This is a genomic window from Williamsoniiplasma somnilux (assembly GCF_002804005.1).
Taxonomy (GTDB): domain Bacteria; phylum Bacillota_I; class Bacilli_A; order Mycoplasmatales; family Mycoplasmataceae; genus Williamsoniiplasma; species Williamsoniiplasma somnilux.
The window spans coordinates 801090-821524 of the sequence record NZ_CP024965.1; the positions used below are offsets into that span (position 1 = coordinate 801090).

The 20435-nt window shown below is 26.2% G+C and carries 16 protein-coding genes and 1 other annotated feature; of the genes, 2 read left to right on the plus strand and 14 right to left on the minus strand.

The genetic code is table 4. The features are described 5' to 3' along the window. Position 1: 1 nt before the first annotated feature. Entirely contained in the window at positions 2 to 1171 is a 1170-nt protein-coding gene (locus tag ESOMN_RS03545) for a hypothetical protein (RefSeq protein ID WP_024863575.1), read from the minus strand. A 264-nt stretch (positions 1172 to 1435) separates the two neighbouring features. On the opposite strand from ESOMN_RS03545, the gene ESOMN_RS03550 reads away from it, so the two are divergent. Continuing rightward, positions 1436 to 5167 carry a hypothetical protein gene (locus tag ESOMN_RS03550; RefSeq protein WP_024863576.1) on the plus strand — a complete coding sequence of 1244 codons (3732 nt, stop codon included), beginning with the start codon at positions 1436 to 1438 and terminating at the stop codon, positions 5165 to 5167. Positions 5168 to 5603: 436 nt separating this feature from the next. Next, the gene (locus ESOMN_RS03555; protein WP_024863577.1) at positions 5604 to 9377 is read left to right on the plus strand and encodes a hypothetical protein; all 3774 of its coding nucleotides are present in this window, start codon (positions 5604 to 5606) and stop codon (positions 9375 to 9377) included. Positions 9378 to 9423: 46 nt separating this feature from the next. Here the strand turns inward: ESOMN_RS03555 and rplL are convergent, their stop codons facing one another. The 13 genes from rplL to ESOMN_RS03620 all read right to left on the minus strand — a co-directional run bounded on the left by rplL (position 9424) and on the right by ESOMN_RS03620 (position 20432). Further along, on the minus strand, positions 9424 to 9789 hold the full coding sequence (gene rplL, locus ESOMN_RS03560) for a 50S ribosomal protein L7/L12 (protein ID WP_024863578.1): 366 nt from the start codon (positions 9787 to 9789) through the stop codon (positions 9424 to 9426). A gap of 42 nt (positions 9790 to 9831) precedes the next feature. After that, positions 9832 to 10326 (minus strand): 50S ribosomal protein L10, encoded by a 495-nt coding sequence (gene rplJ / locus ESOMN_RS03565; protein ID WP_024863579.1) that lies wholly within the window; start codon positions 10324 to 10326, stop codon positions 9832 to 9834. Positions 10327 to 10355: 29 nt separating this feature from the next. Then, positions 10356 to 10492, minus strand: a sequence feature (ribosomal protein L10 leader region). A gap of 65 nt (positions 10493 to 10557) precedes the next feature. After that, positions 10558 to 11769 carry a DNA methyltransferase gene (locus tag ESOMN_RS03570; RefSeq protein ID WP_024863580.1) on the minus strand — a complete coding sequence of 404 codons (1212 nt, stop codon included), beginning with the start codon at positions 11767 to 11769 and terminating at the stop codon, positions 10558 to 10560. A gap of 76 nt (positions 11770 to 11845) precedes the next feature. After that, positions 11846 to 14143: a hypothetical protein gene (locus ESOMN_RS03575; RefSeq protein WP_024863581.1), complete on the minus strand. Its 2298-nt coding sequence runs from the start codon at positions 14141 to 14143 to the stop codon at positions 11846 to 11848. A gap of 222 nt (positions 14144 to 14365) precedes the next feature. After that, a complete protein-coding gene (rplA, locus tag ESOMN_RS03580; protein ID WP_024863582.1) occupies positions 14366 to 15046 on the minus strand; it encodes a 50S ribosomal protein L1 in 681 nt (226 codons plus the stop codon). Next, positions 15046 to 15474 (minus strand): 50S ribosomal protein L11, encoded by a 429-nt coding sequence (rplK, locus tag ESOMN_RS03585; RefSeq protein ID WP_024863583.1) that lies wholly within the window; start codon positions 15472 to 15474, stop codon positions 15046 to 15048. Before rplK ends, rplA begins: the two co-directional genes overlap by 1 nt. A 184-nt stretch (positions 15475 to 15658) precedes the next feature. Beyond that, complete coding sequence (nusG, locus tag ESOMN_RS03590) at positions 15659 to 16288, minus strand: transcription termination/antitermination protein NusG (protein WP_024863584.1); 630 nt, start codon at positions 16286 to 16288, stop codon at positions 15659 to 15661. 30 nt (positions 16289 to 16318) lie between these two features. Next, entirely contained in the window at positions 16319 to 16771 is a 453-nt protein-coding gene (gene secE / locus ESOMN_RS03595; protein ID WP_051445522.1) for a preprotein translocase subunit SecE, read from the minus strand. A gap of 5 nt (positions 16772 to 16776) precedes the next feature. Continuing rightward, on the minus strand, positions 16777 to 16935 hold the full coding sequence (rpmG, locus tag ESOMN_RS03600; protein ID WP_024863586.1) for a 50S ribosomal protein L33: 159 nt from the start codon (positions 16933 to 16935) through the stop codon (positions 16777 to 16779). A gap of 48 nt (positions 16936 to 16983) precedes the next feature. Continuing rightward, a complete protein-coding gene (locus tag ESOMN_RS03605) occupies positions 16984 to 17571 on the minus strand; it encodes a hypothetical protein (RefSeq protein ID WP_024863587.1) in 588 nt (195 codons plus the stop codon). A gap of 133 nt (positions 17572 to 17704) precedes the next feature. Further along, positions 17705 to 18442, minus strand: coding sequence for a 23S rRNA (guanosine(2251)-2'-O)-methyltransferase RlmB (gene rlmB / locus ESOMN_RS03610; protein ID WP_024863588.1), 738 nt, complete (start codon positions 18440 to 18442; stop codon positions 17705 to 17707). Next, entirely contained in the window at positions 18442 to 19752 is a 1311-nt protein-coding gene (gene cysS / locus ESOMN_RS03615) for a cysteine--tRNA ligase (RefSeq protein ID WP_024863589.1), read from the minus strand. The genes rlmB and cysS overlap by 1 nt, the downstream gene beginning before the upstream one ends. An 11-nt stretch (positions 19753 to 19763) precedes the next feature. Beyond that, the gene (locus ESOMN_RS03620; protein ID WP_034942397.1) at positions 19764 to 20432 is read right to left on the minus strand and encodes a uracil-DNA glycosylase; all 669 of its coding nucleotides are present in this window, start codon (positions 20430 to 20432) and stop codon (positions 19764 to 19766) included. Positions 20433 to 20435: the final 3 nt, after the last annotated feature.

Genomic DNA, 20435 nt, shown 5'->3' on the forward strand with positions numbered 1-20435 from the left:
CTTAATCTTTTAATAATCTTCTGATTTTTTCGAAATCACTATCGGCAAAAGCATAATTTTTAATGTTGTTTTTACTAATAGTTTTTAATATTTTGGATTCAACCAAAAAATTTAAATAGCTTTCTAATTGCAAGTCTGTAAATATAACTTGATTTTTATAATTAAAACTTGATTTAATTTTTTCAATTTTTCAGCTGTTGTTTTTATAACTTAAAACATTAACGATAAATGCTTTGCAAATAATGTTGGGAAATATACTTTTAGGAATTTTTTTATTTTCTAAAAATAAATTATTTAAAAGATCAAAACGATATAAATAATTAACTTTAGATTTTAATGAACTATCCAAAAATACAAATAACTCATCGAGATTAAAATCACTTGTTAATGATTTGTTCAATAAAGTTACAAAATTTTTTCAATTAATTCCTAAGTGATTGATCGGTGTTAAGTGTTCATATTCCAATTCCATTTTTACTAAAAATCATTTTGAAAGTAAAAAGGCAATTAAAATATTAAATTCTTTGTAAGGACTTATAAAAATAAAGTTCACCAACAATAAATACGCACTTGTGAATCCCTGAATATCATTTTTTGATAAAGTTTGAATATTTTCAAATAAATAATTTAATTCTTTATCTATCAAAGATGTTTCAACCAAACCTTTAAAAATAGATTTATCTTTTTCATTGCGATAATAACTATTTTTACTATCTAAATCAAAACCAAGGTTTCTAAAAATTATATGAATTATTAATTCGAAATTATTTTCATTAATGTTGAAACCTTCAACTTTAATTAAATTGAGTACTTCAATTAAATTTCAAATCTTTTTTTCATCTTTACCGCTAGGTTTTCGCCCATCATATATTTCTTTTATTCTTTTTATATTTACTAAAACATTTTTTTCTTCTAAATTGCCATCCAATTCCAACAATGATAAAATTTCAAGCATTTGAATTTCTTTAATAGTCTTTGAATCACTATTAATTTTGAAGGCTAATGAATAGTCATATAAAAAGTGATCATTATTTATTCTATTTTTAAAATTAAAATTAAATTTATAAGCAGAAAAACTCGGTATTTTACTAAAGTAAAGATTTGATTCATTTCCGTCAAGAAGTTTATTAGTATTTCAATTTTTCTTTAAGAAGTAATCCAAATTCGCCACAGCTACCTCCAAATATTAAGATTAAAAATAGATTCGAGATTAGCAGAAGTTCTTAACAAGCTAAACTAAACTCAATGTATTTATGATTATACTACAATTGGCACTTTTTTGACTGTTATATTTTACTTTTTAACATGAACGTGAATAGCGGTAAAAACGAGCATAGATATAAATATATTACACTTATACGTTGCTTTTTAACACTATAAGTGTAATTTTAATTTATAATAAATATTGAAAAGGTATTAAAAAGGAATAGATAATATGAAAAAACTTTTAGTAGCATTATTTTTGATTGGAGCTTTAGGATTAAGTTTTGGTGCTTTTTTAGTTGTAAACAATTATAACAAAGCATTATTAGAAAAGATGAGCAAAGATATTACCAATCCTAACTCGCAAGTTTACAAGATTTTAAAAAATTTTGTAAAAAGTTATGAAAATGAAAAAATTTACAAAGAAAAAATTGATGCTTTAATTGTCGATGTTTATGGAGAAAATCAAATTGATGTAGCAATTAACGAAACAAGAACTGATGATAAAGGAAAACAAAAAGTAATTTTTACTGGATTAAGAAATAATTCAAATAAAAACGGAAACTTTAGTGGGGTTGTTGCTTTTGATCATGAATGAAATATAAATCATGGGCCTTCGAAAGACCTCGAAGATGTAAAAAATGATATTTCTAAAATTATTGAAACACACAAAGACAAGAAGTGAGACATTGAAAAATTAGAAAAAATGATAAATAATGATTCAAAATTTAAAAATCAGAACATTAAAGTTGAAACTGTGGCTATTGAATTAGGGATTTGAAATCATTTTCAACAAATTTTAATGATAAGCACTAAAGGTAACAGCGATTACTTTGGAGCCGTTTCAATAAAGCACGATTTCAAAGAAAATGAAGAGATTAATATCGGAAAAAACGAAACAATAAAAGAAGGTTTAACTTCAATTATAAACAATTATGATAAAAACCAACCCATTGATGAAACCAAACTACAAGATTTGGTAGATAACTTATATGGTAAAGAAGAAATTCAAGTTAGCATCATGAATAACGAAACAAAAATTAAAGGTAAACAAAATGTTTTATTCAAGGGCTTACACTCAGAATCAAATTTAGAGAAAAAATATTCAGGACAAATTATTTTGTCTCACGATTGAGAAAAAAAAGAAACAATACTCCTTGAAACTGAAAGAGCAAAAATTGAGAATATTTTAAAATCAAATAAAGATAACAAGTGAGATATGAACAAACTTCAAGAAGAAATCAAAAAGATAAATACTTTACTTGAAGAAAATATTGAAGTGAAAGAAATAGGATTAGAAAATAATTCTTGAAATAATTTTGAGCAAATAATTTTAGTAAGTGTTTCTGAGGAAAATGAATATAGTGGTTCATTAGTTGTTAAGCACAAATATAAAGAAGACAAAAGCATAGATATTCAAACAAGCGTTGAAATAAAAAATGCTTTAGAAACACTTGTAAAAACTCAAAATAGTAAGAAACCTATTAATCAAACAGATTTGCAATCATTAATTGATAATCTATATGGCAAAGAAGAAATTATTGTTGAAATCAAAGACGATATGACAAAAAATATGGGTAGTCAAATAGTACATTTTAAAGGGATGCATAGTAGTGAATACCTAAACAAAAAATATTCAGGTGAATTACAGATTTCACATAATTGAAATGATCCTAAATCATTAAAAGAAGTTCGAAACGATATTAAAGAGATTTTGGAATCAAGAAAAGATAAAAAATGGGAAGTTAGCGAATTAAAAATTGAATTAAATAAAACAGAGAAATTCAAAGAACAAAATATCGAAGTAGAAGAAATTGTGTTGCCTGTTTTTGAGCGTTCTTTTGTAACTAATGATCAAACTTTTACATTTAAAGCTGATGGTTCGAAAAATTATATTGGAACAATTGTTTTGAAACATAATTACAATGTGGATTCGACTATTGATATTGAGAACAAAGATTCTGAAATTTATAAAACTTTAAATTTAATTGTAGAATCACTTGATTCTGAAAAACCAACCACTAAAGAAGAAATTAAAAAAACGGTAGAAGAAATTTATGGTTCAAATGAATTAGAAATTGAAGTAATTAAGAATGGATTAAAAAGCGAAGAAGTAATTGATGGCTCACAAACTATTAAATTTAGCGCGGTCAAAAAAGAAGACAATTCTAATAAATTTAAAGGTAACATAAGTTTTAATCACGAATGAAAAACAAATAACAAAGTTTCTGAACCAATTGAAAACATTAGAACTAAATTAGAAACAATTTTAAAAAGTAATGGGAATTCCAAGTGAAATCTTGAAGAATTGAAGGAAAAAATTGAAAGTGATGAAAATTTAAAAAATCAAAATATCGTTGCTCAAGAGTTAGCGGTTGAAACTAATGGTTGAAATAGTTTTGAACAAGTTTTAATGTTTAGCGCTGATGGAGAAAAATTATATGTTGGGTCAATTTCGCTAAGACATAAATATGTTGAAAAGAATTCTATTGATATTAGTGATGAAAAAAACAATATTAAAAATTCTATCAACACTTTGGTGGATGGAATTAGTAAAACTCAAAAAGTTGACCAAAACAAATTGCAAACATTAATTAATAATTTGTATGGAATAAATGAAATAAAAGTCGAGATTGAAGATAGCAGTCAAGAAAATTCAGGAAACCAAACAATTAAATTTACAGGTTTACACAGTGATGTAAATATAGACAAGAAATACTCAGGAACATTTCAAATATCTAGGTATTGAAATAACCCCAAAATGATTTCGGAGAAAAAGGATTTATTACAAAGTATTTTGAATAAAAATAACAATGCTTGAACTCAAGAAGCTTTAAAGGCTGAAATTGAGCAAGAAGTTGAATTAAAAAACCAAAATATTACAGTTAAGGAAATTAAAAATAATAACACTCGCACAATAAGCAATGAACAACAAGTGTTTCTTTTTGAGGCCGATAAGGATAAATCTTATTTTGGATCAATTGTTTTAATACACAGTTATAATGTTGACACAACTGTTGATATTAGCGATGATAAAACCGAAGTTTACAACACTATCAAATCTATAAAAGATACGTTAGACAAAACTCAAAAGGCATCAGAAAAAAATCTTCAACAAATGTTAGATAATATTTATGGTTCTGGTGAAATTGATGTTAATGTAATTGATAATTTAGGTGTTGATGAAACAGCAACAACAGGGTTGCAAACTTTAGAGTTTATAGGTTTATGAAGTGCTGAAAATACAAACAAAAAATTCAAAGAAAAGATAAGTTTTGAACATAAGTGATCTATTTTTAAAGATATTTCAAATTATATAACTGAATTGGATTTGGGCGAAATCGAAGATAATTCGCCTTCAACAATAAAGAATAAAATTATTGAATTAAATCCCAATGCTGCTGCTGCCAGTTTCGAAATATTGGATATTAATGATAAAACAGTCAAAATCAAAGGTGTTGGAAATTTTGTTGGAGAAATTGAATTAACATTTACCACTTCTAAACTAAATATTCAAGGTTATATACTTTTAACAAATTTAGGAACATTAATAAAAGCTGATGAAGAACAAATTAGAGATGGAATTTTAGCGAAAAATCCTAAATCTAAAAATTTTCAATATGAAGTTTCTGAAATTACAAATGATTCAGCTTTAATAACCGGTTTGGGTGAATACACAGGTAAAATAAGGGTTACTTATCAAATGTCAAAAGATATATCTAAAATGATCACTAAATATGAGAGGTTTAAATATGTTGGGGATGTTTTGGACATTTTTAATGTAGCCAAACATATCGAGGAAAGATATAAAAGTCAAGGGTTGGTGTTTGGAACAACATTTGCGCTACTTAAAGATAACGACACGCGCAATGGTACTCCTGGTTTAGTTCAATATTGGCATGTTATTGGAATAAACTCTTTTATAGGTTATAGTCAAATAATTGTAGCCTACATAGGAATATAAAAAATTTGCATGAACAACAGAAAATATGCTTTTTACAAGCATAAAAAATTTTTTATAAACTTAGAGCCAAACAATAATTTGTTTGGCTTTTTATTTATTCTTAAGAACTAAAAACAGCAATTTTTTTGTTTTTAGTCAAAAAATGTATTTGCAGGAGCGCTATTTAAATAATTGCTAAATTTTAATAATAGCTGTGGCTATATCTTTTGAAATAACATAAATTAGGGTTAATATTTGGTTTAATTTAATATCATTTATTATTGAAATTTATCAATAAAAATATTCATAATTTGTTTATATTTGAATATTTAGTAACTTTTTATGATTTTTTTAAAAAAAATTAACAAAACGTTTGATTTTACTTATATAAGTGTTATTTATATATTATCTCTTAGGATTAAAATATTTTAATCACTAAGAGAAAGGAAAGAAGACAATGAAAAGAGCATTGAAAATATTGACTTGAACAGGTGGTCTGGGTGTGGGTATAAGTGCCGGTCTTACTGTTGTTTCATGTTCAAAAAAGATAGTTATTATAGATACTAGTCCAATTAGAATTGACGATCAAAAAACTGAAGTTTACAAAATATTAAAAACTATTACAGAATCAAACGATAAAACAAAACCGCTTAAGGAGTCAGAACTAAATGATTTGATTAAGTCATTAGGTTGATCAAATTCATTAAAAGTTAAAATTGTTGACAAAAAAAATCTAGTCAATAATTTAAAAGTTAATGAAAAAGAAGTATCTGAATTACATGGTTTACAAAATATTACTTTCAGTGGATTAAACAATTCTTCGGATTATACAAAAAATTTTATAGGAACTGTGTCTTTTGAATTTGAGTGAAAAAATGAAAAGAAAATTATCAAACCAATAATTAACATAAAAAATGAGATTGTAAAAATTATTAAAGAAACTGAAGGAAAAAGTGTTTCTTTGAATATCGTTGATTTACAAAAGGAAATTGACAAAAAATTTCCTGACGAAAAAATTAAATTAACTGAAGTTATTAATGAAGAAAAAACTTGAAATAACTTCGAACAATTAATAATGTTTAGTGCTGATGGAAATAATGGTTATGCTGGCTCGTTAGTTTTAAAGCATGAATATATTGAAAATAATTCTATAGATATCAGCGACATTAATAGTCCTGTTAGAAAAAATCTGTCTTTAGTTCTTGGTACATATAGTAGTAAAAAGATAATAGAAAAAGATAGCTTAAAAAGTATTGTCGACAAAATTTATGGAGTTGATGAAATAGAAGTAAATTTTGTTGATGAAGTTAATTCAACAAGACAATTAACAAGTGGCATTCAAACAATTGAATTTAAAGGTTTGCACGATGATAAAAGCATTTCAAAAAAATATTCTGGAAAATTTACTATTTCTCGCAAGTGAAACAAACCTTTAAAACTTGAAAGTGTTAGTGACAAATTAAATGCGATTTTAAATGCAGATTTAAAACATAAAGTTGGTCTTAAAGAATTAAATAATAAATTGATGAAAGATCCGGAATTTAAGGATGAAAACATTGAAATAAAAGAACTTACAAATTCATCAAGTTTGCGTTCGATGTCAAATGGTGAGCAAATTTTTATGTTTAGTTCTAAAGGGAATAAAAAGTATGAAGGCTCTGTCATTTTAAAACATATATATGAAATCGACACAACTAGCGATCTTGCTGATGAAAATTCTCAAATTTCTAAATCTTTAGATATCATTGTTGGATCACTAGATAAAACAAAATCTGTAGATCAAAATTATTTAGCAAATATGATAGACAAGATTTATGGAAAACAACAGATTAAAGTTGAAGTATCTAATGATGATATTAATAATTTAAATGTTAAAGCAGGTAAACAAAAAATTGTTTTTACTGGTTTACATAATATGAATGATTTGAACAAAAAATTTAAGGGTTCAAAATCTTTTCAACATATTTGAAATAAAAAAAATAGTTCTAAAAAATCTATTGATGAAATAAAAATTGATATTGAAAAAGAATTAAAAAATCAACAAAATAGGATTTGAAATATTGCTGATTTAGAAAATAATATTAACGAAGCCATTGAAGGCGCAAATATAAAAATAGAAGAAATATACGTTAAAGAAGAATCTTGAAATACTTTTAAGCAAATCTTGGTTTTTACCACCGATGAACAAAGCATATATAGTGGTTCACTAATTTTACAACATGAATATCATGAAAATAATCAAATTTCACTTAACGATAGCAACAATAACATTGAAAAAAATATTGCATTAATCCTTGAAAATCAGGATGATTCAAAATCGGTTAAGCAAGAACATATACAACAGATAATAGACAATATTTACGGTTTAGATGAAATTCAAGTAACTATAGAGAATGATCACTCTGACTCATTAGAAAAACAAAAGATTACTTTCACAGGTTTACATAATCAAGTAAACTATTCAAAAAAATATACTGGTAGTTTTTCGTTGATCCATAATTGAAAAACGAATAGACTGCTTAATGATGTTAAAGATAAATTAGTAGCAGTTTTAGATTTAAACAAAAATCAAAAGTGAAATATAAATGATTTGAACAATGAGATTGCTAAAAATGATGCTTTAAAAAATCAAGGAATTGTAGTTGAAGAGATTGCAGGAGCAACAAATAATGATTCTTTAAATCTAAATGAACAAATTTTTGTTTTTAATGCTGACGGAAAAGGAAAATATAGAGGTGCTTTAGTTTTAAAACATCAATATATTGTTGATAGAACAATTAATATTGCTGACAAAAATAAAGAGGTTTATAAAGCATTATTTTCATTAATAAATTCATTTGATAAAACTAAAGAGGTGAGTGTTCAAGAAATTTCTGATTTAGTTAACAACATCTACGGTTTAGGTGAAATTCAAGTAACTATAGAGGATGATCATTCTGACTCATTAGAAAAACAAAAGATTACTTTCACGGGTTTACATAGTGCAAATAATCCATCAAAAAAATATACTGGTAGTTTTTCGTTAATTCATAATTGAAAAACGAATAGACCGCTTAATGATATTAAAGATAAATTAATAACAATTTTAGATTTAAATAAAAATCAAAAGTGAAATATAAATGATTTGAACAATGAGATTGATAAAAATGATGCTTTAAAAAATCAAGGAATTGTAGTTGAAGAAATTTCAGGAACAACAAATAATGATGCTTTAAATCTAAACGAACAAATTTTTGTTTTTAAAGCTGATGGTAAAAAAAATTACAGCGGCACTGTAATTTTAAAACATCAATATTTTTTTGATAAAACAATTGATATTTCTGATAGTACAAAAGGTGTTTACAAAACATTGTCTTCATTAATGACCTCATTAGATAAAACTAAAGAGGTGAGTGCTCAAGAAATTTCTAATTTAGTTAACAACATCTACGGTAACGGCCAAATTAAAGTTGAAGTTAGCAATGCAAGTAACATTTTTGTGACTACTTCTGGAAAACAAAAAGTAACTTTCACAGGATTGTACAACAATGATAACAACAGCAATCAAAAATATAGAGGTGAAATAAGTTTCTTCCACAATTGAGTTACATTAAAAAATCTTTCAGATTACATAAACATCAACGACTTAGGAGAAATTGATAATAACTCACCAGATGCAATCAAAAACGAAATAATTGTAAAAAATCTTGAAGCTCGTTTTAGTACTTTTGAGGTTTTAGATATCACTAGCAACTCTGCTTTGATTAAAGGCACAGGTGCATTTACAGGTGCCATTAATGTTTATTTTTCAACAAAAAAATTAAATATGCTTGCCTATATTAGAGACACAGATTTAGGAATTTTGCCAAACACTAGCAATGAAAGTATTATCAATGCTATATTAAAACAAAATCCTCAAGCTAAAGAAACTTCGTTTGTTATTAAACCAACAAGTGATCACACATTTATTATTTCTGGTACAGGTAGATTTTCGGGTTTTGTTGTGGTTGAAACACAAAAACCTAAAAAAATAACTGATGTAGTAAAAAACATAACTAAAATTAACTTTCGTGCTGATTTAAAAAACGAGTTGTTAATTGCTAATAAAATTCATCAGCTGTATCCAGAATTAGTTTACAATGTCAACTTTATTCTTCATCGAGCATTAACATATGATCGTTTTGTTGAATGGGATGTTATTGGAATTAATGATTATGTTGGTTCTGCTTCATTATTACTATTCCAAAAATAGAACAAATAAAAACCCGCACCTTTGTGTGGGTTTTTGCTTTGAATTATTATTTTAATTCAACAGCCGCTCCAGCTGCTACTAAAGCTTCTTTCATTTTTTCAGCTTCATCCATTTTTACGCCTTCTTTAACTGTGATTGGTGTTGCTCCATCAACTAATTTTTTAGCATCCATTAATCCTAAACCAGTTAAATCTTTAACTGCTTTAATAACTCCAACTTTGTTTCCTCCAACAGAAGTAATAACAACTGCTGCTTCAGTTGGTGCTGCTGCTGTTGCAGCTGCTGCTGGTGCTGCTACAGCTGCTGCTGCAACAACTCCGAAGTGATCTTCGATTTGTTTTACTAAATCGTTTAATTCAGTTAATTTCATTTCTTCTAATGCCTTGATAATATCGTCTTTTGTAATTGCCATAATATATGTCCTCTTTTCTTTTTTGTTTAACGATTGTTTTGATTATGCTTCTTTTGTTTTTGCAATTTCTTTAACTACGTTCATGAATTGACGTAATGGGTAAATAAGTGAAGATGCAAACATACCGTATAGTTCATCTTTTGATGGAAGTGAAGCAATTTCGTTAATTGCAGCAGTATCCATAATTGCGCCTTCAATAATTCCGGCTTTTAATTTCATATCTTCATTAGTTTTTGCAAATTCAGCTACCAATTTAGCTGCTGCGATTGAATCTTCTGAAAAAATAAATACGTTTTGTTGAGTTAAAAATTCAGATAACCCTTCTAAACCAGAAGCTTCAGCAGCACGACGAACTAGTGAATCTTTATAAACTTTAACTTCAATATTTTGTTTTAAAGCTGCTTGTCTAAATTTGGTCATTTGTGCTACTGTTAAGTTTTTGTATTCTGCAACAGCCACACCTGGTGATTTTAATTTTCCAGCAATTGCTAAAACTATTTCAGCTTTGATCGCATGAGCAGGTCTTTGTAATACCATTTCTATTCCTCCTTTAAAAATTTTGTTATGTTTCCAAATAAAAACCTCGGATTTTAAAGCCGAGGTAAACGAAAAAGTTTTTACTTTTAATAATAAAAACATTTTCCCTCGGTAACGAATTAAGGGTTGCCCCAGTTACTGTCTTTGGTACTAATAGCATCAATATAATATCATATTTTAAATTAATTGTCTAAAACTTTAAAGGAAGAAATGATGAAATTAAAATTATTTCTATAAATTTACTTTTTTAAATACATAAATTCTATCAATTCTTGTTGCTTTACCAGCTTTAGAACCCATTGAATTCGTTGCTTTGTTTGTTTGTTTAATTGGATCAATGTATATTTCTTTAATAACTAGTTCTGGTACACCTTCTTTAATTTCGCTTCAAATATCTTTAAAGGAGCTATTACGAACATCTCCTATTACCAATATTATTGTCGTATTTATTGAAGATATTTTAGAAATATTCAATAAATACGATTTCATAAAATTTTTATATTCATACAGTTTACAATCATCGTTTAAGCCTATTGATTTGTTTTTTTCTTTGGTATCAAATCCAAGTAGTCACATTTTAAGTCAATTTTGATTAGTGTAATTAATTATATTTAAATACGGGGGTGATGTGAAAACTAATTTTGGTTTCAAATTAGGAAAATAATTATATATCTCCAATGCATTACCGTATTTAACTATACCGACATTATCTGAATATTTAGATTTTAAAATAATAAATTTTGCACGATTTTTTATTTTTTCAAAAACATTATCCTTTGGTTTTTTTAGTTTTTTTTCTTTTGCATATTTTTTTACATAGTTTTTAGACATAGAAGTGTGATTGCTCATATGCAAAGATAAGTATAAGGTTTCACCGTTTTTTCTCATTGGTCCATGCATTATTCCAAGTGTTATTGCCAATATATAATTGTCAATTTCGCTTAATGAATGCCACTTTAAACCCAATTTTTCTTTAATGAAAGAAATTTGTTTTAAATTATGTCGACTATAATAAATTTCCAAATCCTTATTTCATTTATAATTATTAAAACTTTTATTATATTCTTCTTCCAATTCGTTTATTCTAGATAAAATATCTTGAATTTTAAACGATCTCGATTTTGATTTTGATAAAACATAAGCAAAAGGGTTTAAATCAATTGCATAGGCTTTTCTATTATCTAATCTTGCCTGAAGCAATGTTGTACCGCGGCCAGAAAAAGTGTCCAATATTATATCGTTTTCTTCGCTATATTCTTTTATAAAATAATTCGCCAAAGCAGGAGAAAACATAGCTACATATGAAGAAATTCGGTGTGTTTTATCTCCTCACATACGACTTTTATTTTTTCAATTTTCTTTGACCTCAGAAGTTAAATCTAATGATTTTATTAATTTAAAATTCAAATTATAAGATTCTTTTATAACTATATTTGAATCCATATTATTACCTCATGTTTACATACAATAAAATTATAGCTTTTTATGATCATAAAAGTTAAAAATTCAATAAAAAATGTTAATCTAATATTTCGCTAATAATTTTTTCTATTTCTATTAGAGTCAAAAGAAAAATATTAAGCTGATCTAAATCGGAGTTGTTATTATAAGTAAAAATTGAAGAAAGAGGTTTATGTATAATTCTATTAACCATATTTCATACCAATTGTTTTTGGTTAAGTTCAGAAATTAAATCTTTATTCATATTTTCAATAAGTTTGAAAATGAATGGTATTTTTTTAACATCGTTTATTTTGTTAAAAAAATTATTTTTAATACACTCTTTTTTTAATGTTTCAATAAAATTTTCGTCTTTTATTTTTTCAATATTAATCCAATTTTTAGGATTAGAATCATAATTATAAAAAGAAGAATTCATAAAATCTTGAACTAAAATTTTATCAAAAAAAGAAAAAACAATTTCGTCGCTAATTTCTTTTTGAAAATCATGCAAGCCAAGAATTCAATATAAATATTCAAAATAATCATTTATAATTAATTTTTTATTATTTTCTGTTTGTTTTTCATAAAAGATTGAGAAATCAGATATTTTTTCACCTTTATAAGATAATTTATTTGAAATTAAATTCATATGTATGATATCGAAAGATTCTTTACAAATTGAATTAAACAAAGCATCTTTAGAGTCTGTTGTACTTGAGTTTGTTGATACATTTTTTAAATATTCTATTGAAAGGTAAAACCCTAACATTTCTAAAATAAATTCGTATGTTGTTCTATATAATCCAGAAAAAATTAATGTAGGTATATCTCGAATTTTTGTGGTGTCCTTAAATTTAATTAATCTTCCATATTCAGTTTTTCAAATATATGTTAAAACTAGCAAAAATACATTATCCTGATGCCTACGTATGCTCTTATCGAAAAAATCCAAACTTTCTTCATATCTTTTAGATATAATTCTTAAATTAGAAGATATTTCATTCAAAGCAGACAAATTTTTGTCGACGTTAGAAGGCGATATGCCCATAATTTGATTAATATTTAAATTTAGTGCTTTATAGGTTGGTATTATTTCGTTTGGAAGTAATAACTTTCTAATGTTGATTCCTGCATTTGTTATATTTTCATTAGCAAAAGAGCGTGTATTAATATCCCCTTTTTTTACAGCTCCAACAATTTCTAATAGTATTTTTTCCAAAATATGTTTTTCAATTTTTATTTCTACACCATCTTTTAAAAAGAAAGCATCAATATATTCATTATTCTTATTATTAATTTTTTGTATATTGTATTTAAATTTTATAAGTTTTGATAATGTAACTTTATTAAAATTCTCATCAAACAACTTAATGTTGTTTTTAGAAATTTCTAATGACGAAACAAATATGCCTACAGTTGATTCAGAAGACACATTAACCCCGTTTTCATCAAAAAGCACAAAATTATTTGATTCATTAACATCTCCTGTTTCAGTATTGTTTCAAGCTATTTTATCATCATTGTTACTATTTCAAAGTTCAATACACATGTTTACGTATAATGCTGCATTTATATCAGATGATGAAATTTTTTTACCCACATAATCTTCTAGTATTTTATATAATTCTTTGTTTTCTATGCGTGGGTTTTTTTCTACTTCATATTGTATTAATTGAAAAATCTTTCTAAGAATCAAGCCTCTTGGTCAATTTAATTTTCCCTTTCTATTACCAAAATGTCTTGCGTTAAGAATTTGGTTCAATTCCTTATTTCCTTCTTCTGATGAATAATACTCATAATCCATAATTTTACATTCAATAAAAGAGTTTATCTTTTGGTCTAAATCATATTCTTCACATTGCAAAATAATATTTTTTAAGAGATGAATTGAATGCTTGTTTTTATTGTCTTTGTTGCTATTTTTCTTTTCTTCCAATATTTTCTTGATCAAGTTTCTGCTATTGTGATTATTTTGTAGAAGATCAATACACATCAATCTTCTATTTCCTTCTATGACATAAAATATATCATTAATATTTAAATTTTGATTAGAACTATCTATGTTACTATACAAATTTTTAGGCTTTATAACAAAAATATCATCCAAAGCAGAATTAAAACCTTTATCAGCTAGTGATTCTATTAGGTCAAATGTTATCTTTATTGAATCAAAATTATTTAAAAGTTTTGTTAAATAAGTATAATAATTTTCTTCATAAATATCATTTTTAATATAATTTGTTTTTTCATCAACTTTTAAATCATTTAAGCCTAAATCATTTAAACTTATTTTACTTGTTTCATCATATCTAGGATTTTTATCCCAAAGTCTTAAATTTGATATTTTAATTAACTCACTTTTTGTTTTTTTCATTAAAAATCACTTCCTTACATCTAATATCATAAAATAAAAAATCTATAAAATAATACTTTTAATTTATTTAAAATTACATTGGTTAAATTTTGAATTTTTGATCATAAAATAATTGCAGAATAATTATTCTTATTATTTTTATAAATTTGTTTGCCTCAATATTTAGATAATTATTTATATTAAAATAAAAAAATCAAAGTTTGACTTTGATTTTTTAAGCTTTTACAAGGAAACTTTAATTCCGGGACCCATCGTTGTTGAAATGGTTACATTAATTACGTAATCACCTTTAACAGTTTGAGGTCTAGCTTTTTTAATTTCATTTGCAATTGCATTAAAATTAGCTTCAAGAGCTTCAACAGTAAATGATGCTTTACCAAGAATAGCATGAACATTTCCTTCTTTATCAGCACGGAATTCAATTTTCCCTTTTTTAACATCATCAATTGCTTTTGCTACATCAAGAGTAACAGTTCCGGTTTTAGGGTTAGGCATTAAACCTTTTGGTCCTAAAACTTTTCCAATTGTTCCTAATTTTGCCATCATTTCAGGAGTTGCAATAATTACATCAAAATCAAATCAGTTTTCTTTTTGAATTTTAGTAATTAATTCTTCTCCACCAACAAAATCAGCTTTTGCATCTTGAGCTTCTTTAACTTTAGTATTAGTTAAAACTAAAACTTTTTGAGTTTTTCCTGTTCCTGAAGGTAAAACGATAGCTCCACGAATTTGTTGATCTGCTTTTCTTGGGTCAATATTTAAATTAAAGGCAATTTCAACAGTTGAATCGAATTTAGTTGTTGAAGTTTCTTTAGCTAATTTTAAAGCTTCTTTAACTTCATAAACTTTATGTTTTTCAACTTTGGCTGAAGCTTCTTTGTATTTTTTAGTTACTTTAGCCATTATTTAATTTCTCCCATCCCATCGACTTTGATTCCCATATTTTTGGCAGTTCCTGCAATAATTTTCATCGCCGATTCAATATCGTTAGCATTTAAATCTACTAATTTATATTCAGCAATTTTTCTAATTTCATCAACTGAAATAGTTGCAACAATTTCTTTTCCTGAGTTACGAGCACCTTTTTCAATTTTTGCAGCTCTTTTTAATAAAACAGCTGCTGGGGTTGTTTTCAATTCAAAATCAAATGATTTATCATCATAAGCAGTAATAATAACAGGAACAACGTCTCCTGCTCTTTCTTTAGTTGCTTCGTTGAATTGTTTGGTAAATTCAGGCATGTTAATTCCTAATGAAGCTAATTCTGCACCAGGTTTTGCTTGCATTGCCATGAATTCTAATTTTGCAATACGTGTGATTCTTTTTGCCACGGTAAACACTCTCCTATTTCTTAGTGTGTTCAAATAATTCGCTGTGGTCCTAACGAATAGTCTTAAAAACTAAACTTCCACATAAAAAATCTGACTTAATAATAATACCATGTGAAAAAATGAAAATAAACACCTTTTTAAAGTGTTTATTTTAAAAAAATATTAAGTTTTGTTTTATTAAAAACTATTTTTCTTTAAGTGATGCAATATTTTCGAAAGCCACTTCAGCAGGTGTGTATCTTCCAAACATTTCGATTGAAATAATTGCCACACCTTTAGAATAGTCCATTGAAATAACTGGACCTTCTTCGTTTGCATATGGTCCTTCTTTAATTAAAACAATATCACCCTCAGCAAATGGTGCGGTTTTTAATTCTTTTTTGGCTACTGCAACTCCTTTTTCTCTTTTAATAATAGGTGCTTCTTCTTCAATTTTAGCAACAACTGGTTCTGGAGTTAACATTCTAATTACTTCATCAATTGTTAGTGGAAAGGGTTTAGCCCCTCTTCCTGAAGAACCAATAAATCCCGTAACACCAGGTGTGTTTCTTACTATAAATCAAGCTCTTTCGCTCATGATCATATTAATAAAAATATAGCCCGGAAATTTATTTTTTTCTGTCTCCTTACCTTTTGGTGTTAAAGTTGAAAATTTTGAAATTCTCACATCGTAAACTTCTGATTCTAAATTCGATGTTTTAATTTTTTGGATTAAATCTGCCATCACTTTTTCTTCGTGACCTGTTTGACAGTTAATTGCAAATCATTGCCCTTTTGCTGAAATTATTTCTTCTTCTAAATTTTTGTGTGACATTCTTTACTCCTCTTACACTCTAAAAACATTCTAAACTACTTTTATTAAAGCGAATAGTTCTTGTAGTCCTCAATCAACAAAATAAAATACAAGTGCAAACACTGCCATAAAAATTAAAACAGTTATATATTTTTTTGATAAGTTAATTCTGCTTGATCATTTAATTTTATTAACTTCCTTAACCATTTTTACTGGAAATTCTTTAAAAGATAATTTTCAATCAATTTTGTCTTTGGCTTCCTTAATTTTTTTTACTCTGATACTTTTTTTAGTTTTTCTTTTTATCTCTTTAGAATCAATTTGAACTTTATTAATAATACCTTCATCATCATAGGAATTAACAATATTTTGGTTCTTGTTTTTTTTCAAAGAAGATTTTTGAAGTTTATACGCCGCTTTTGCCTCTTTTGCTTTTTGCCTAGCTTCGATTTTTTCTAATTTAGCCTTATTAGCCTTAGCTTTACTATCGTTCTTATTTTTCATAATTACTATCTTGTTTCTTTATGTAATTTGTGGCTATTGCAAGTTGGGCAGAATTTTTTAATCTCGAGTCTTTCTTTTTGAGTTAGAGTTGATTTTGTTAGAGAATAATTTCTATTCAAACATTCTTCACAAACTAAAATTACTTTTCTGTTATTTGTTCCCATAGAATTTATTCTCCTTCAATGTATATATATTACCAAAAATTACACTTATTAAGCAAGTAAGATACTTAAATCAAATAATGTTTTAGTGAGAATTTTGCTTGTTAAATTACGTGTTAAATTACAACTTAAAGCAATTTTGGTCAAGGGTATCTTTTCAACATGTTTGTAAAAAATAGTTTCAGCACAAGGGTGAATAGATGGATCAGTAAAATAATCTTCTAAAGCAATTTTTGTCGCAATAGAAATTTCACAATCTTCTATACTAAAACTGTTATTTAACATTCATTCGTTATTTAAAGATTTGTTAAGAATTTTGTGTTTATTGTTAATGTGCGCGCAAGCATAATCTAAACATTTTCAGTAAACATTATCCATAACAAAAAAAGTGAATGTCTTTTTAGTTTTATTAGGATCATATTTCCGGAACGCTTCTTCAAAACCAAATCAAGCTATTGTATCAAAATCTTTCCTTTCTAAAGGAATAAACGGAAACTTTATAAAGGCTTTATTTATTGCAAAATTTATTGCTGATTCTAATGCTTTAAATAATTGGTATCGTTTAGCGCTTTCAAAATTAATAAAATCACTATTTCAAATTATTCGATTAGTATTTTCTGTAATTAAGTTATTAAACATTAAAAAATAAGCCCCTCCAGTTATGGTTTACAACTCTACGAACTTTTTTGTCAATATTAAAAAATAAAAAATGATTAATTTTAATGTTTAAAAAAATAATCTTTTTTCGTAAAGAAAAAAGATTATCATTAATTTAAAATTTTTTAATTTTATTTGCAACTTCAAATAATAATAACGCTGAAGCAACAGAAACATTAAAAGAATCAATATTTTGAGTTGAGGGAATATAAACGTTCATATCACTATTTTTAGTAATTAATTCAGAAACACCTTTTTGCTCATTGCCAACAATTAACACAGTTTTGTTTGCAAAATCAACTTTTCTCATATCTACGGCATCCTTGTTTAAATTTGAAGAGTAAACTCAAAAACCAGCTTCTTGCAATTCTTTAATTGCATTAGACAGATTTGAAACTTTAGAAATAATTAAATCATAAACAGTCCCAACTGATGTTTTAACAACCGTTGCATTAACCAGTACCTGTTTACGGTCTAAAATAACAATACCATCAACGCCAAGTAAGCTAGCACTTCTAATAATTGCCCCAAAGTTATGAGGGTCATGAATTTGATCCAACATTAAAATTAAAGCCGAGTTTTTTGTTTGTAAATTTTCAATCAAATCTTTAAATGGCGTGTAATTAAATTCTTTAACTTCTGCTACAATACCTTGATGATTTACATAATCAAGAAATAGTTTTTCCATTTTTTCATCAGTACTTTTTATTACTTCTATTGCTAATTCATTAATTACTTTGTATTTATCTAAAAGTTCAAAATTTTTAACTCAAATTTTTTTAATCATGTTGGGATGTTTTTTGATAAATTCCTCAACTGCATGTTTACCATAAATTAAATTTCTTTGTTCCATTAAATTAATCCCTTCGTTTTTAATTTGTCTCGAAGTTTATCTGCCTCAACAAAATCATTAGCATCTAACAAATCTTTTCATTTTTTTATTTGTGCAATTTCTTCTTTTGAAATATCTAAATTAAAGACATTACCAAAACCTAATGTATTAAGAATAAATAACAAATCTACAACATCATTTGCATCAACTTTATTATTGATATTTTTTATTAGTGCTTCTATTAACGACAACACCTTTGGAGTATTTAAATCATCATTCATAAATTTGAAGAAATCTTGAACATATAAACTATCTTTTGAATTAATCTTTTTAAGATTAAAATTGTTTAATGCAATTTCTTTAATTACCTTTTTTCTTAAATTGTTTAATTTTTCAAAAAATTTAAGTGCTTGCTCAATTAAATCATCACTAATATTTAATGGTTGTTTGTAGTTTGTTGTTAAAAAAATTCAACGCAGCAGATTAGGGTTATATTGAGAAACAAATTCTTTAACTAAAATAACATTACCAAGTGATTTAGACATTTTTTCACCACTCATAGTTAAATGTCCATTGTGCATTCAAAGATTAGCTAGTTCAATTTTATTTTTAGCAATATATTGAATACGTTCGTTTTCGTGATGGGGAAATTTTAAATCAATTCCTCCAGCATGAATATCAATGGTTTTGCCTTTAAAATAATCTTCAATTAAAACAGCACATTCAGTGTGTCAACCTGGTCTTCCTTCACCAAATGGAGAATTTCATTTTTTACCAATGTCAGTATTTTTTCAAAGTGTGAAATCAAGAGGATTTTTTTTATTCAAGTCAATTTCAACTCTTTCTCCTGAAATTAATTCTTCAATTTTTCTTCCTGACAATTGACCGTAATTAGCTTTTTGCTTATTAATATTAAAATAAACATTGCCCCCAGAAACATAAGCGTCTCCTTGATCAATTAAAGCTTGTATAAAAGCGATCATTTCAGGCATTTTTTCACTAATAGGCGTAATTTTATTTGGTAATTTAACATTTAAAGATTTTAGGTCATTCAAATAAGCTTCTGTAAATTGTTTAGAAACAATTTCTTCAGACTGATTTTGCTCAATAGCTTTATTGATTATTTTATCGTCAATGTCTGTGATATTTTGCAAAAAGTTAATTTCAATATTTTGCGTTTCTAAAAAACGTATTAACACATCCATCAAAATAGATGGTCGAGCATTACCAATATGAATGTAATTATAAACAGTAGGCCCACAGCTATAAATATTAAGTACTGACTTTTCTAAAAGCTCAGCAGTTCTTGTTAGTGAATTATAAAGTTTCATAACTACCTCTTCTATTTTGATCAATCAATTGGTTCTATATTTAATTTTACAAGTTGTTTGTTTAATTTAGAAAAAGGTTTTGTATCTTTGAAAAACTTTTCAAAACTAAAAGGTGATGGATGACCAACAATTATGGTTTTTGCTTTTGATTTAATAGACAAACTTTCATAAACTTGTTTTGCTTTATTTCCCAACAACAAATAAACAATTTGAGAATTAACTTGATTTAAATATTCAAAGCAATTTTTGGTAAATAATTCTCAACCACAATTAGCATGCGATAGCGGTTTTGAACTTTCGACAGTTAAAATAGTATTACACAAAAAAACTCCTTGGCTTACTCATCCTGATAAATCATTATTATTAAAATGATCAATGCCTAAATCTGATTTCAATTCCTTAAAAATATTTAATAAACTCCTTGGCGTTTTAACATTATTAGTCGCACTAAAAGCTATGCCGTTTGCTTGATTAAAACCGTGATAAGGATCTTGACCAATAATAACTACTTTAATTTTTTTAGGATCAATATTTTCAAAAATCGAAAAAAGATTTTGACGACTAGGAAAAATTTCTTTTTGTTGATACTCTTTTTCAACAAAAAATTCTAAGTCTGTTCAATACGACTTAGTTCTTTCTTGTTGAAAAAATTCTTTTCATTGAGGGTTTTGTATTTCCATGTG